At 38.2% G+C, this 14,227-nt stretch carries 13 protein-coding genes; 9 read left to right on the top strand and 4 right to left on the bottom strand.

Translation table 11 applies throughout. The features are described 5' to 3' along the window. Nucleotides 1–134: 134 nt before the first annotated feature. Nucleotides 135–425: a hypothetical protein gene (locus tag HZA38_04275; GenBank protein ID MBI5414703.1), complete on the bottom strand. Its 291-nt coding sequence runs from the start codon at nt 423–425 to the stop codon at nt 135–137. Between the two features lie 19 nt (nt 426–444). Next, the gene (locus HZA38_04280) at nt 445–600 is read right to left on the bottom strand and encodes a hypothetical protein (GenBank protein MBI5414704.1); all 156 of its coding nucleotides are present in this window, start codon (nt 598–600) and stop codon (nt 445–447) included. Between the two features lie 179 nt (nt 601–779). Here HZA38_04280 and HZA38_04285 point away from each other — a divergent pair, with 179 nt between their 5' ends. Together HZA38_04285 and HZA38_04290 are read left to right on the top strand one after the other, a co-directional pair. Continuing rightward, a complete protein-coding gene (locus HZA38_04285; GenBank protein ID MBI5414705.1) occupies nt 780–1,919 on the top strand; it encodes an ATP-binding protein in 1,140 nt (379 codons plus the stop codon). A gap of 36 nt (nt 1,920–1,955) precedes the next feature. Beyond that, nucleotides 1,956–3,047 (top strand): DNA replication/repair protein RecF, encoded by a 1,092-nt coding sequence (locus HZA38_04290; GenBank protein ID MBI5414706.1) that lies wholly within the window; start codon nt 1,956–1,958, stop codon nt 3,045–3,047. Nucleotides 3,048–3,117: 70 nt separating this feature from the next. Here HZA38_04290 and HZA38_04295 read toward each other — a convergent pair whose 3' ends face one another. After that, complete coding sequence (locus tag HZA38_04295) at nt 3,118–3,858, bottom strand: ZIP family metal transporter (protein ID MBI5414707.1); 741 nt, start codon at nt 3,856–3,858, stop codon at nt 3,118–3,120. Between the two features lie 137 nt (nt 3,859–3,995). Here HZA38_04295 and HZA38_04300 point away from each other — a divergent pair, with 137 nt between their 5' ends. The 6 genes from HZA38_04300 to mltG all read left to right on the top strand — a co-directional run bounded on the left by HZA38_04300 (nt 3,996) and on the right by mltG (nt 11,271). Then, nucleotides 3,996–6,950, top strand: coding sequence for a phosphoribosylformylglycinamidine synthase (locus tag HZA38_04300; protein ID MBI5414708.1), 2,955 nt, complete (start codon nt 3,996–3,998; stop codon nt 6,948–6,950). 13 nt (nt 6,951–6,963) lie between these two features. Further along, nucleotides 6,964–7,770 carry a phosphoribosylformylglycinamidine synthase subunit PurQ gene (locus tag HZA38_04305; protein MBI5414709.1) on the top strand — a complete coding sequence of 269 codons (807 nt, stop codon included), beginning with the start codon at nt 6,964–6,966 and terminating at the stop codon, nt 7,768–7,770. Between the two features lie 105 nt (nt 7,771–7,875). Further along, a complete protein-coding gene (locus HZA38_04310) occupies nt 7,876–8,895 on the top strand; it encodes a L,D-transpeptidase (protein ID MBI5414710.1) in 1,020 nt (339 codons plus the stop codon). Between the two features lie 94 nt (nt 8,896–8,989). Then, complete coding sequence (locus HZA38_04315; protein ID MBI5414711.1) at nt 8,990–9,694, top strand: hypothetical protein; 705 nt, start codon at nt 8,990–8,992, stop codon at nt 9,692–9,694. Between the two features lie 88 nt (nt 9,695–9,782). Beyond that, nucleotides 9,783–10,076 carry a YbaB/EbfC family nucleoid-associated protein gene (locus HZA38_04320; protein ID MBI5414712.1) on the top strand — a complete coding sequence of 98 codons (294 nt, stop codon included), beginning with the start codon at nt 9,783–9,785 and terminating at the stop codon, nt 10,074–10,076. A gap of 214 nt (nt 10,077–10,290) precedes the next feature. Next, a complete protein-coding gene (gene mltG, locus HZA38_04325; GenBank protein MBI5414713.1) occupies nt 10,291–11,271 on the top strand; it encodes an endolytic transglycosylase MltG in 981 nt (326 codons plus the stop codon). A gap of 134 nt (nt 11,272–11,405) precedes the next feature. Here mltG and mnmA read toward each other — a convergent pair whose 3' ends face one another. Continuing rightward, nucleotides 11,406–12,494, bottom strand: coding sequence for a tRNA 2-thiouridine(34) synthase MnmA (mnmA, locus tag HZA38_04330; protein ID MBI5414714.1), 1,089 nt, complete (start codon nt 12,492–12,494; stop codon nt 11,406–11,408). A gap of 393 nt (nt 12,495–12,887) precedes the next feature. On the opposite strand from mnmA, the gene HZA38_04335 reads away from it, so the two are divergent. Continuing rightward, on the top strand, nt 12,888–14,021 hold the full coding sequence (locus HZA38_04335; GenBank protein ID MBI5414715.1) for a hypothetical protein: 1,134 nt from the start codon (nt 12,888–12,890) through the stop codon (nt 14,019–14,021). Nucleotides 14,022–14,227 lie beyond the last annotated feature (206 nt).

Genomic DNA, 14,227 nt, shown 5'->3' on the forward strand with positions numbered 1-14,227 from the left:
CCTGTATTCATAGGAAACCAGCAAAAAATATGCCAATTATCCCTGAATTTCCCTGAAATCGAAAAATGTTAAAAATCTCAAAACCACAGTCTAAAACAATCACTTTAAGCTATTAACCTTTTCTTAACCGCCCACTACTGAAAAAATGGCTTTAATAAAATAAAAAATTTCAGCCCATTTACATCGTAAATCTCAAAATCCTTAAGAAGATCTTTTGGTAATGATTCAAAAATTTCTGTCCATTCCTCTGCCTTAATTTGCTCGTCTTCAGTATGTTGTGATGTAATCGCTTGTTTAAGTTTATCGCGCAGTTGATCGGCTTTTTCGACTAATTGTTTCTCTGCTTCATTAGTATCTCCTACAACCTGATCAATTGCCGTATCGATTTTTTTATTCAAATCTCCTGTAAAATTCTCGCCTCCCATATCTGAAAATAATAAAATTCTAAAGATTTTCCAATTCCTCTTCTAAGTTTTTAAGTCTTTTGTTATCTTTTTTTCTATTTTTTGTCTCTTTATACTTTCGGATTTTATTCAAAATCAATTGAAGTAGTTTTACTTCTTTTTCGTTTCCTGATATTTGTGCAAGCATCTTTAACATGAGAAACGTATATCTAAATTCTTAAAACCATAAACTGGATATGGGAATATCTTAATTTGAACTATTATACCCGAAATTTCTGGAAAAATGAAGCCCAAAATGCATTTAAAACTCAAAAACTCTTGCCCTATTCACCAAAATACTATATATTTAGGTGAGACAACTCACCAAAAATTATTATGTTTTTAGAGAGAACCATACAGAAAATCGTTGAACAATCGCTTTTTCAGGGAAAAGTGGTGATTATTTATGGAGCGAGACAGGTAGGAAAAACGACGCTTGTGAAAGAAATTCAAAAAAAATTTCCAAAAGATTCAGAATATTTGAATTGTGATGAGCCCGATGTTCGAGAAGCCCTTACGAATAAGACATCCACTGAACTCTCATCTTTTCTCGGAAAGAAAAAACTGATTATTTTGGATGAAGCGCAGAGAGTGAAAAATATCGGTCTCACGCTCAAGCTGATCGTAGATAATTTTCCGGAAATGCAAATAATCGCGACTGGTTCTTCCTCTTTTGATCTTTCGAATGAAATTTCTGAACCTCTCACGGGAAGAAAAAATGAATTTTATCTTTTTCCATTAAGCCTCAGCGAACTCAGCGGAATATATTCCGAAAGGGAAATAGATCGAATCATCGAACAAAGAATAATTTATGGAATGTATCCAGAGATTGTTGAATCAGGTCTTTCTGCAAAAGAAAAACTCAAAAGCCTCGCGCAAAGCTACTCCTACAAAGACGTACTTGCATATCAAAACATGAAAAGTCCTGAAATTTTAGAGAAATTGCTTCAGGCATTAGCGCTCCAAATTGGCAATGAAGTTTCTTATAATGAACTGGGAGCTCTTATTGGAGTCGATAAAAACACAATAGCAAGTTACATCCAAATATTGGAAAAAGCTTTTATTATTTTTCGGTTAAGCCCTTTTAGCAGGAATATCCGAAATGAACTCAAGAAACTCAGGAAGATCTATTTTTATGATACGGGCATGAGAAACGCGCTTATTAATAATTTGAATCCTCTCCATTTGAGGCAGGATCAAGGCGCGCTTTGGGAGAATTTCATGATCAGTGAGCGAATAAAATACAATTTGAATTCATCGCAAGATCCGAATGTATATTTTTGGAGAACCCGAGAACAGCAGGAAATTGATTATATTGAAGAATCTCAAGGAATTCTCTCTGGATTTGAATTTAAGTGGAAAAAAGATACATGGAAAATTCCGAAAGTTTTTTTAGAAGCGTATCCGGAGAGTAGTGTCCATCTCATCCATCGAACAAATTACCAATCATTTTTGGGGCTCGATAAAATTTCCTGAGTTTCCCTTATTCTCAGCTTCCTCCTCATAAGCTTCATGCATATCTCCTCCATCTCCCTGAGTCACTTCCGCAACATTTCAGAAACGACGCTGAATTTTTCTCCGAAAATGAATATTTTTACGGGAAAAAATGGGCAGGGGAAAACAAATCTTCTGGAAGCAATTTATGCGCTTTCGCTTTCTCGCCCATTCCGAAGCCGTGAAAAGTCAGTATTTATTCAAGAAGAAGCGGAATATTCCAAAATTACTGGAGAAATAATTCTCGAAAATACAGAAAAGGAAATTCTTGAAATTTTTTGGGAACAAGGCACGGGGAAATCTGGTCGTACTATTTTCCGAAAAAATGGAGTTCAAAAAAGCGCTGGGGAATTTTTGAAAACAAAACATTTTTTTACAGTGCTTTTTGCGCCGGAAGACATGGAACTTCCATTTGCAAGTCCAAAATATCGGAGGCAATATTTTTCACGAATTCTTTCTCCGCTTTTCCCTGATTTTCTCTCCGCATCGCTCAATTTTGAGAAAATTTTGAAACACCGAAATAAACTCCTCATAGATTTTCCCAAAGGAAAAGTCCAAAAAATGGAATTTGCATTTTGGGATGCGGAACTTGAAAAATGGGCGAAGGTGCTTCACACATATCGGCAAAAATACGCGGAATTTCTCCAAAGAAATCTCCAAAAAAAATATAGAGAACTCTTTCATAAGAATGATGCTTTGGATATTTTCTATCTCCCTTCAGTCCCGCATGATGCCGATTTTTTTGAAACGCTAGAAAAAAATTTCCATCAAGATGTTCATCTCGGATCAACACAAAAAGGACCACATCGCGATGACTTTCAGATCATATTTCATGGAAAACCAATTGCAGAAGTCGGATCTCGTGGAGAAATTCGAAGCACTATTATCGCACTCAAACTCTGTGAACAAGATTTTATTACAGAAGAAACCTCATTTTCCCCTGTTCTTCTCCTCGATGACGTCTTTTCTGAACTCGATGAAGACCGAAGGAAAGTGATTCTTCACGCATTTTCGAATACTCAAATTTTTGTGACAGCAACAGAAATGCCGAAGATGAGAAGAAAAATGGAGGTGTTTGAGGTAAAACGTGGAATATTCAAAAAACACTGAGAAATTTCCATATCATAAAAAATATTGAAAATGCCTCAGTGGTCATGAAATTCATAAATAGTGTTGACGATTATTCCACCAATTTTAACCACATCATGAGAAGTATTCCTACAGCAAACATCAGAAATGAGAATGTCGCTTTGAGGAGGTTTTTTTCCTTATGAAGTTCCGGTACGAGATCACTTGCGGAAATATAGAGAAATCCTCCGGCAGTGAATGCCAGAAGAAATGGCGTCATTGTTTCCATTTTTCCCTGAATTCCCCATCCAAAAAACACACCAAGAATCGCAAAAACGGCAGAGAGAAAATTTAAAAAAAGCGCTTTTGCAGGCTCCATTCCAGCATGAAGGAGGACTCCAAAGTCTCCTATTTCCTGAGGAATTTCATGAGCAATAATCGCAATTGTCGTCGCAATTCCCACATGAGTATCAATAAAAAATGCAGGAATGAGAACAACTCCATCTAAAAAATTGTGAATCGCATCGCCGATGAGGCTCATATATCCAACGGGATGGACTTCACAATCGCCATTCCTGTGACAATGATGCCAAAAAATGAATCTTTCTAAAATAAAAAATACCGAAAATCCAATGATTAAAAACCCGAAAGGAAGAACATTTTTTAATGGGTAAGCAGCAAGTGCTTCCGGCAAGAGATGAAAAAGTGCTCCCGCCATCATCGTTCCTGCTGAAAATGCCACAAGGTGCAAGAGGATTTTTTCAATCTTTTTGTGCTGAAACAGGAGCGCCAAAGCTCCTGAAAATGAAACAAGGCTAATGAGAGTCGCACTGATGAAAGCGTAAGAAAGCATGTTTCTCTACAAAATTTCTGTGGGGAATTGTACCTCTTTCCATATGGGAAATCTACAAAACCATAAAAAAATCTTCTCAAAATTTCTTACCTCTGATACGATTCGGATGTCCTCACACATTTTCAAAAAAACTCTGCATGACCGCATTTCGCCTCGAAATCAGGAATATCATCAAAGACACGAGAGCTGAGAAAAGGTTGCGTCGACTCAAAGATGATGGATATGCCGTACAAAATGTAGAAATTACCGATGTGTATACCATTGCGAAAGATTTTACGGACGAAGAAAAACAGCAAATCGGAAAAATTCTTATAAATCCTCTTTTTGAAAAATTCACATTGGGAACGCCAAATGTGTCGAGCGACTTCGACTACGCGATTGAAATTGGATTTCTCCCGGGCGTTACCGATAACCTTGGAACAACCGTAATTGAAAATATTGAAGATCTTCTCAAAGTAAAATTCCATCGCCCGGATGAAGATGTCTATTCTTCACAAATCACTTTTTTGAAAGGAGACCTTCAAAAAGAAGATATCCAAAAAATCGCGGAAACATTTGCAAATCCGCTTATTCAGCGCATTCATATCAAATTCAAAGAAGAATTTGATCGCGAGGGGGGAATGGGAGTAAGAGTTCCTCGCGTTGAACTCCATCATACGCCAAAAACAGATCTTGTGGATTTAGAAATTTCTGATGAAGAGCTTACGGATCTCGGAAAAAATGGAATTCCAAACGCAAATGGAACCAGAAGAGGACCGCTTGCGCTTAGTTTGAACTATTTAAAAGCGATTCGAGAATATTTTCGAAAAGAAAAACGAAGACCAACAGATATTGAAATTGAATCCATTGCACAAACATGGTCAGAACACTGCAAGCATACGATTTTCGCAAATTCGATGGATGAAATAGAGGATGGAATTTACAAACATTACATTCGAAGGGCAACGGAAGAAATTCGGAAAAAGAAAGGAAAAAGAGATTTTTGTGTGTCGGTGTTCACCGACAATTCCGGAGCAATCGTATTTGACGACAAATATCTAGTGACTGACAAGGTGGAAACTCACAACTCGCCTTCCGCACTTGATCCTTTTGGAGGAGCCGTTACGGGAATTGTCGGAGTGAATCGTGACACGCTTGGGTTTGGAAAAGGGGCGAAACCGGTAGCGAATAGATATGGATATTGTTTTGGGGATTCAGATGATGCAAGACCGCTGTATCGTGGAAAAAATAAAACACATAAAGCGCTTTCTCCTCGAAAAATTTTAGAAGGAGTGGTAGACGGAGTGTATTCCGGTGGAAATGAATCAGGAATTCCGACTCCTCAGGGATTCGTGTATTTTGAAGATCGATATCGAGGAAAACCACTCGTGTTTGTCGGAACTGTCGGACTCATCCCAAAAGAAATAGAAAACAAGCCGAGTTGGAAAAAGAAAGCAATGCCAGGAGATAAAATTATCGTCGCTGGCGGAGCGGTCGGACTTGATGGAATTCATGGCGCGACATTTTCATCTGAAGCGCTTGATACCGGAAGTCCAGTTACCGCAGTGCAAATTGGCGATCCGGTAACGCAAAAAAAAATGAGTGATGCGATCGTAAAGGAAGCGAGAAGCCTTGGAATGTACAATAGCATTACTGATTGCGGCGCGGGAGGAATTTCCTGCTCTGTTGCAGAAATGGCGAAGGAATGCGGAGGATGCAAGGTAGAACTCGAAAAAGTTCCGCTCAAATATCCAAACATTTCTCCGTGGGAAATTTGGATTTCAGAATCTCAAGAACGCATGACATTTTCAGTTCCGCCAGAAAAAGTGGATGCATTTCTGGACCTCATGAAACGTCGCGGCGTAGAAGCAACGGTTATTGGAGAATATACGAAGGGTGGACGATGCGTTGTTTCTTACAACGGAGAAACCATCATGGACGTAGATATGAAATTTCTTCATGACGGTGTTCCTGTAGAACGACTGAAAACAACGTATACTCCGAAAAAACATGATGAACCTCAAATATCTGTGCAAAAAAATTTACAAAAAATAGTTTTAGCAATGCTCGGGCGAAAAAATATCGCGAGTTATGAATTTATTTCTGTTCATTATGATCATAACGTGCAAGGTGGGTGTGGAATTCAGCCGCTTCAGGGAAAAGGTCGCGTGAACGGAAGAGCGAGCGTTTTTCGTCCTGTACTCTCCAGCCATCGGGGAGTAGTGCTTTCCCAAGCTTTGTATCCAAAATACAGCGATATTGACACCTATCACATGGCGGCATCAGCAATTGATACTGCCGTCAGACATGCAATTTCTGTTGGCGGAAATGTTGATTATCTCGCGCTTCTGGATAATTTTTGCTGGTGTTCCTCAACGGAAGAAGACCGATTAGGACAACTCAAAGAAGCGGCACGAGCATGTTATGAGACCGCCGTTATATATGAAACTCCATTCATTTCTGGAAAAGACTCAATGTTTAATGATTTTAAAGGATTTGATGAGAATGATACTCCGATAAAAATTTCTGTTCCACCAACGCTTCTTATTTCCGCAATCGGCATGGTGGAAGATGTGAGAAAAAGCGTTACTCTTGATCTTAAATTTCCCGGAGATTTGATTTATATTTTGGGAACGACAAAAAATGAACTTGGGGGAAGCGAATATTTTGCGATGCAAAACGCAATTGGAAACAATGTTCCGAAAGTGGATGGACAGAAATTTCTCCCGATGTACCGGAAATTGCATACGGCAATGGAACAAAATCTTATTGCTTCTGCGATTGCGCCAGAAATTGGAGGTCTTGCCCCAGCGCTTCTCAAAAAAGCAATCGCTGGGAAATTAGGAATAGAAATTGACCTCAGAAATGTGCAAAAAGAAGATGTTGATCGTGATGATGTTCTTCTCTTTTCCGAATCACAAGGACGTTTTGCAGTTTCAGTAAACCCAAAAAATAAAGAGGTTTTTGAAAAACTTTTTCCTCAAGCTCAACTTGTCGGAAAAGTTCGTGATGATGAAAAAATTCTCATTACAGGACTCTCGGGAAACATAATCGTTGATATGAATCTTGATGAGGCAGGAAATGCGTACAGGGGAACATTTAAGAATTTTTAATTTTCAACAAACTATGTCATCTCCCAAAGTCCTCATTCTTACTGGCTATGCGATCAACAGCGAAGAAGAAACGGCCTTTGCTTTTGAGCAACAAGGAGCAACTCCTGATATTGTTCATGTGAATGATCTGATTGATAGACGAAAAAAATTAAGCGATTATCAAATTTTTGTTGCCCCTGGTGGATTCGCTCACGGAGATCATACGGGAGCAGGAAAAGCAATGGCGAATAAACTGTTCAACAATTTGCGAGATGAAATTCTCGCATTTGTGCGCCGTGATACTCTCACTCTTGGTATTTGCAATGGCTTTCAAATGATTACGGCATTAGGCCTTGTTCCAGCACTTCAAGAAAAGTATGGAGAACGCCAAGCGGCGCTCATGGCGAATGAGAATGCAAGAGTGACGTGTACATGGGTTCACATGAAAAACATTTCCCAAAAATGTGTTTTTACGAAAGGAATTGAATTCGCATATTACGGAATAGCGCATGGCGAAGGAAAATATTATATGGAAGAATCGGAGCTTCAAAAACTCAAAGAAAATGATCAAATTGTGTTTCAGTATGTAGAGGAAAATGGTTCTCCGGCGAATGGAAAATATCCGGCAAATCCAAACGGTGCGCTCATGGATATTGCAGCGGTGTGCGATCCAACAGGAAGAATTTTGGGAATTATGCCGCATCCAGAACGAAGCCTTTTCCTGACGAATCGTCCTGATTTTACTGTTCTCAAAGAACAATATCTTCGAGAAGGGAAATCACTTCCAGCCGAAGGCGACGGACAGAAAATATTTGAGAATGCCGTGAAATATTTCGCATAAATTTTGTCTCTAAAAAGCGATTTTTATATTTTACTTTTTTCGTTTTTTATGTTATCATAATAATTGATCCGCCCATAAAACAAAAATAAAATACGTCAAATGAACATGAAACTTTTTACGCTCCTCGGAATATTTGCAGTACTCATTATCTTTTCTCCCTCTCCAGAGAGAGACTTTTTGGCGAATATCGTGTCCGATGATGCTCAAAAGGATCAAAATGTGGACGTAAGTATTGAGGCAAATACCAAATCTTCGCAGAATGATAAGAACACCGAAGAAGATCCTCTCCATTCGGCGCCACTGGAATTCTGTGGAACTTTCTCAGGAGATGATGCTCCATCAGAAAAAATATGCAGAAAATCCCTTTCAAGCATTACTGAAATCACGAGTGTCATGAAGAGAATTGAGGAGAAGGGACTCGATAAGAAATTTTGTGACAAAATGAAGAATTCCGATAACCTTTCCTTCTGCAGAAAAAAACTTGCACTGCAAAATGCTTTTGGGCGAGATGAGGAAATAATTCTCAAAAAAAGATCGTCTTGGAATCTCAGTGAAGAGGATTGTAATTCTCAAAAATCTCACAAAAACTTTGAACTCTGCCAAGAAAAACTCACAGAGCAAAAGGATCAGTGTCAAAACCAGATTACTGGCGAAACAGGAATTTATGTCGATTTAGAGACACAGGTACTATATGGAGTCAAGAATTGTCGAGTAATTGTCTATACACGAATTCTCTCGGGCGCGAATGCGACACCGACGCCTCCTGGAGGATATAAAATCTGGCTCGAACGCACCAACCATTGGATGCAAGGGCGGTGGTTTGTACAAAACGCTCTCTATTACGATGGATTCAGGGCCGTCCATGATGCAGAATGGAGAGTCCTCCCAAAATTCTGGGAAATTTCAAATCGAGGGAATGGTGGATCACATTCATGCGTTAATACGCCTATAGAGCAAATGAAAATTATTCGCGCTAACTTTGGACTTGGGGATTCTGTGGAAATTCTGAGCAGCCTTCCTGATGATCTTGCTGCCGAGTTCAGAGAAAAAACGCAGATGATAGAGCTCTACGATCCGAGTAAATTTGAAGGACAATTGCCAGCACCATATCGCTTTTATTTCTGAAACGTATCCCCTGCAAAAGATTCGTATTGTTCTTGAAATTTCGGAGGAGGAAGCAGTAAGCTATGAGTAGTAAGCACGATATGATTTGGAAAATATGGATATTGCTGACAAAATTCAACTTCGCATTTCTTATATCATTCGTGTTGCTCTTCTCATTGCATTTTTTTTCGCGATATTCACGGGACATTGGCTGAATATTTTTCTTGCCGGAACAGCGTTTTATTTTAGTTTTTTGCCGGCCATCATTGAAAAAAACTATAAGGTTTCACTTCCTACGGAATTAGAATTTTTGTGTGTGATTTTTATTTTTTGTTCGTTATATCTCGGAGAGATCCAGGATTATTATGTTCGATTTTGGTGGTGGGATATTGTAGTACATGGGAGTTCCGGTGTTCTTCTTGGAATTCTGGGATTTCTTCTCGTGTACATTCTCAATAAAGAAAAGAGCACTCGAATCCATATGGATACGATATTTATCGGAATTTTTTCATTTGTTTTTGCGGTCGCAATTGGAGCACTCTGGGAAATCTTTGAATTTGGCGTGGATAATATTTTCGGAGCAAATATGCAGAGAGCCAGCCTTGAAGATACCATGTGGGATCTTATTCTTGATTCTCTTGGCGCTTTTCTGGCTTCACTCGGAGGATATTACTACCTCAAAGGTGGTGAAAATCACTTTTTTAATCGAATTTTTCGAAAATTTATCGAAAAAAATCCAAAAATTTTTGATCCAGAAATGTGGAAAAAATGGAGAAAGGATCTCTGGGAAAAAAAAATTAGACTCCAAAAGAGAAGGTAGCATTCTCCCAAAAGGATTCTTCATGAGTTTGCAATTTCACCACCATTCTCTATAATTTTCGCTGCATTTCAATTTTTCCACATTCCCTATGTTTCAAAAGTTCAAGGATATGTACAAACTCCAAAAACAGGCAAAACAAATAAAATCCGAACTCAAAAATATTCATATTGAAGCAGGATCTTCTGGGATCAAAGTTGTGGTGACTGCTGAACAGGAAATTATTTCAATCGATATTCCTCCAGAACTTTTTGTTCCCGAAAAAAAACTATTTGTGGAGAAAGCCCTAAAAGAAGCCCTCCAAAAAGCCACAAAAAAGGCTCAGGAAGTGGGAGCGGAAAAAATGAAAGGAATTATGGGAGATATGGGATTTCCGGGAATGTAATACTGCTTCGCTTTTGAAAGGATACTCAATTTTAGTATTATGCCACGGAGCTTTCTCTGTTGAATTATTGTTTCAAAAGCTTCGCAGTATTGAGAAGTGATATTTCTAAAGCGAAGTGGTATAACATTCTGAGAGCGAACTCAGATACTTTTCACAAAATATTTTCAAAAATATGCCTTCACGTTTTCAATCTCTTCGCCGGAAGGTTTTTGTTATGCTGGGCATAATTTTTTTCGGAGCTCTCGCCTTTGTGGCAATAGAGGAATTGCGATATCAAAAACTTCTGGAGATGGTGCCCGCTTCCGCTACCGATGAAATGCGCCTTTTTAAGGTCGATCAGGGACTTACTCTGAAGCAAATTTCTGAAAAGCTCGAAAAAGAAAACTTTATTGTTGCGGCATGGGTTTTTGAAAAATATGCTTCTCGAAATGATTTTTCAAAAAAACTTCAGTCGGGAAGATTTTATCTCTCGAGCAGTATGTCTCTTCCCGAAATTGCGAAAGTGCTTCTCAATATACAAAAACGAGAAGAATTTTTTACTATCCCTGAAGGACTTACTCTTGAGGAAATTGACGAAAGGATCAGAGCAAAAGGATATGCTCCAGCAGGATCGTTTCTTTCCTGTATTCGAAAAACTTGTGATTTTTCTGATTTCGATTTTCTTCCAAAAGATCGAAACACCTCAGAAGGATATTTCTTCCCAGAAACTTACGCAGTACATCCGGGAAATTTTTCTCCAGAGGATCTCGCGAGAAAAATGCTTTCCGAATTTCAAAAAAGAATGGAGAAAATTAAAATTCCGAGCAAGAGATCTCCAAAAGAAATTATCATTATGGCGTCACTTTTGGAACGTGAGAGCAAGGATGTCGAAGAAATGCCGATTATTTCTGGAATTCTCTGGAAGCGTCTTGATGAGGGATGGGTTCTTGGAGTAGATGCCACGATTCGTTATGCCCTTCATAAAAAAATAGGCGCACTCACTTCGGAAGAATTGGCAAATTCATCTCCATTTAACACCCGCAAATTTCTTGGCCTTCCTCCTACAGCTATTTGTAATCCAGGAGAGAATTCTTTAACGGCTGCAGCAGTTCCTGAAGCATCACCATACTACTATTACCTCCATGGAAGTGATGGGAAAATTCATTACGCCACGACAAACGATGAGCATAATGAGAATAAGTATAAATACCTATAATTTTTAATTTTGAAATTTTAAATTTCTAAATAAATTCTAATTTCTAATTTTTTAAACTGGTACATTTATTTTGGTATTTTTTAGAAATTAAACATTAAGATTTATTTAGAAATTTAAAATTTCAAAATTAAAAATTATACAATTACCCCGCCTCCCAAAATGAGTTCTCCTCTCGAAAATACAGCAGATTGTCCGGGAGTGATTGCCCGAATTTTTTTGTCGAACTTGATGAGTCTCTCATCATTCTTTCCAAAAATATGCGCTCTTTCTGGTTTTCCCCCATGGCGAATACGAATTTCAATTGGGCTTCCTTCTTCGAGTTCTTCTCCGATAAAACTCACCTTTTTGAGATGGAGTTCATCAACAAAGAGTTCCTCATTCTCGCCAACATAAAGAATATTTTTGGAAAGATCACTTCCAAGGACATAAAGCGGGCAAATCATTCCTCCAACTTTTGCTCGCTGCCCAACTGTATACCTTGGCAAACCTTCGTGCTCGCCAATATGTTGTCCATTTTTCTTGAGAACTATTGACCCTTTTTGAAATAAGCTTTTAGGAAGATGCCTTTCTAAAAAAGGAAAATATTGAGTTTCTGGATAAAAACATACTCCTTGCGATTCACGTTTTTCTACAAATTCCTGAAATCCATTTTTACGCGCTATTTCTCTCACTTTTTGTTTCGTAAAATTGCCAAGAGGAAAAAGAACATGCGCGAGTTTCTCTTGAGAAAGATTATACAAAAAATAACTCTGATCCTTCGTGTCATCACATCCTCTCATGAGTTCCCACATTTTTCTTTTCGGATTCCATTCGTTTCGAGAGTAATGCCCAGTCGCAACAAAGTCCGCACTCAGATCTTTCATCTTTTCCAAAAAAAATCCAAATTTTACTGTGCGATTGCATTCCACACACGGATTTGGCGTAATTCCCATATTGAATCCCTCTAAAAATTCATCTACTACTGCCTTTTTAAACTTTTCACGAAAATCGATTACATAAAAAGGCATATTCAGCTTTTTTGCAACGCCCCTCGCGAGCATAAGGTCACGAACTGAGCAGCATTTATTTTCTGGAAGATTTTTCGTGAGAGAGGGAGCTTTATCGTCCGTCCAGAGTTTCAGATGAATACCAATAACATCATATCCCTCGCGAGTGAGGAGAAGGGCGGAAATAGTGGAATCAAGGCCACCAGAAAGGCCGACAAGAACTCGTTTTCGTTTCATATTTCAGAATCGGACTGCATTTTACCGAATTTCCCACAACTCTCTTTGGAATTTAGTTGACATTTTAAATATTAATTATATAATAAATCTCTTTTGAGAGTATATCAATTTTATATTTTTCAAATAAATACTTCTAAAGCCAATTTTTTGAAACTGTATTACGATTTCTTTATTTATAAAAATTATATGTATCATCTTTTTCAAAATTTGCGAGCACAATTATTAAAAATTTATAAAAAACAAAGGTACTTTTCTCATTCATTTTTTTGGAACAACTTGACAATTTATCCCCCCACGTCGTACATTTGCTCTTGCACACTTTTTCAGAGCCATTTGTCCCGAAAACGGCTACAAATGCATATAAATTTTCACACTTTTCTCGTATAAAAAATTATGACAATCTCTCCTCCAACTGATTCCGCACTTATGAATTCATCTATCGATCTCGAGAAAGTCTTGAACGAATTTTTCCTCATCCTTTCTGAGAAAGAACAAACGGTCATTACGAGAAGATTTGCATTAGATTCGAAACCGAAACAGACGCTCGAAAAAATTGGGAAACATTTTTCTGTAACAAGAGAAAGGATTCGCCAAATTGAAAATATTGCACTTCAGAAACTTCGACGAAATATCGGAAATACTCAACTCCAACGGATTAATAAGTTTGCAAAAGAAATATTGCTCCAAAATGGTGGTGTGATTCGGGAGGAGACCCTGATTGCAGCACTTTTGAATTCAAGCCATGTACACCGAACTCCTGTTACGGGAAGCATTATTAAGCTCGGACTTACTATCGATTCCGAAATGTCGAAAATAGACACTTCAAAAGTATTTTTCCCATTTTGGAGACATTCATCTCTTCCGCTGAACGCCATCGAAAAGATTGCCTCAACGAATTATAAAGGGCTGAAGAAACATCAAGACCTCATTGCTGAGAAAATTCTTATTCAAAAAACGATATCAGCTCTGAAGGAAATGAATCTTACGGAAACTCAGGTGATTTCTGTTCTCTCTATCGACCGTCGATTTCGAAAAATGGAACATGACAGGTGGGGACTTATGGAATGGAGACATGTAAACCCAAAGAGTATTCGAGATAAAGCAAATATTATTCTGAAGAAGACAAAAACTCCTATGCATTTTATCGAAATTGCAAACCGAATTTCTCAAACAGGGTTTGATAAAAAGGTCGTGACGGTTCAAGCCGTTCATAATGATCTTATTCGTTATCCTGAGTTTGTTCTTGTGGGAAGAGGAGTGTATGCACTTTCTGAATGGGGATATGAGGCGGGAACTGTTGCTGATATCATCGCAAAGATTCTGCGAGAAAAAGGGCCTCTCAAGAAAAAAGATATTGTTTCGGAAGTTTTGAAGCAAAGAGATGTGAAGCTCGGGACTATTTCCCTCAATCTTCAGAAAAATCCGGCATTCGTCCGCGTGGGACGCGCAGTCTATTCATTTGAAAATGAGAAGTGGGAAAAGCCTCAGCGAGGAAGAGGGCGAGCGAAGATGAAAGAGTTTGCATAGGAGGAATGAGGAATAAGGAAGTATGAACAAGGGAATTTATTTCTCTTCTTTTTCCTAATTCCTAATTCCTGATGGCTTTGTTGCACAAATCATAATATAGAGACTCAGGAAAGAGCAATTTTCTTTTTCTAAGGTTTTCATACTATTTTGTAACTTTTTGGCATTCCGAGAGCAGTCATACTATTCAAAGCAGAACATATAAGAAA

Source organism: Candidatus Peregrinibacteria bacterium (assembly GCA_016220175.1).
Classification (GTDB): domain Bacteria; phylum Patescibacteriota; class Gracilibacteria; order CAIRYL01; family CAIRYL01; genus JACRHZ01.

What these genes read in the sequence shown, in the direction of transcription:
- mnmA (MBI5414714.1), bottom strand. Translation starts at nt 12,494, where the DNA reads ATGAAACGAAAACGAGTTCTTGTCGGCCTTTCTGGTGGCCTTGATTCC.
- HZA38_04285 (MBI5414705.1), top strand. Translation starts at nt 780, where the DNA reads ATGTTTTTAGAGAGAACCATACAGAAAATCGTTGAACAATCGCTTTTT.
- mltG (MBI5414713.1), top strand. Translation starts at nt 10,291, where the DNA reads ATGCTGGGCATAATTTTTTTCGGAGCTCTCGCCTTTGTGGCAATAGAG.
- HZA38_04320 (MBI5414712.1), top strand. Translation starts at nt 9,783, where the DNA reads ATGTTTCAAAAGTTCAAGGATATGTACAAACTCCAAAAACAGGCAAAA.
- HZA38_04305 (MBI5414709.1), top strand. Translation starts at nt 6,964, where the DNA reads ATGTCATCTCCCAAAGTCCTCATTCTTACTGGCTATGCGATCAACAGC.
- HZA38_04315 (MBI5414711.1), top strand. Translation starts at nt 8,990, where the DNA reads ATGGATATTGCTGACAAAATTCAACTTCGCATTTCTTATATCATTCGT.
- HZA38_04310 (MBI5414710.1), top strand. Translation starts at nt 7,876, where the DNA reads ATGAAACTTTTTACGCTCCTCGGAATATTTGCAGTACTCATTATCTTT.
- HZA38_04275 (MBI5414703.1), bottom strand. Translation starts at nt 425, where the DNA reads ATGGGAGGCGAGAATTTTACAGGAGATTTGAATAAAAAAATCGATACG.
- HZA38_04280 (MBI5414704.1), bottom strand. Translation starts at nt 600, where the DNA reads ATGTTAAAGATGCTTGCACAAATATCAGGAAACGAAAAAGAAGTAAAA.
- HZA38_04290 (MBI5414706.1), top strand. Translation starts at nt 1,956, where the DNA reads ATGCATATCTCCTCCATCTCCCTGAGTCACTTCCGCAACATTTCAGAA.
- HZA38_04300 (MBI5414708.1), top strand. Translation starts at nt 3,996, where the DNA reads ATGACCGCATTTCGCCTCGAAATCAGGAATATCATCAAAGACACGAGA.
- HZA38_04295 (MBI5414707.1), bottom strand. Translation starts at nt 3,858, where the DNA reads ATGCTTTCTTACGCTTTCATCAGTGCGACTCTCATTAGCCTTGTTTCA.
- HZA38_04335 (MBI5414715.1), top strand. Translation starts at nt 12,888, where the DNA reads ATGACAATCTCTCCTCCAACTGATTCCGCACTTATGAATTCATCTATC.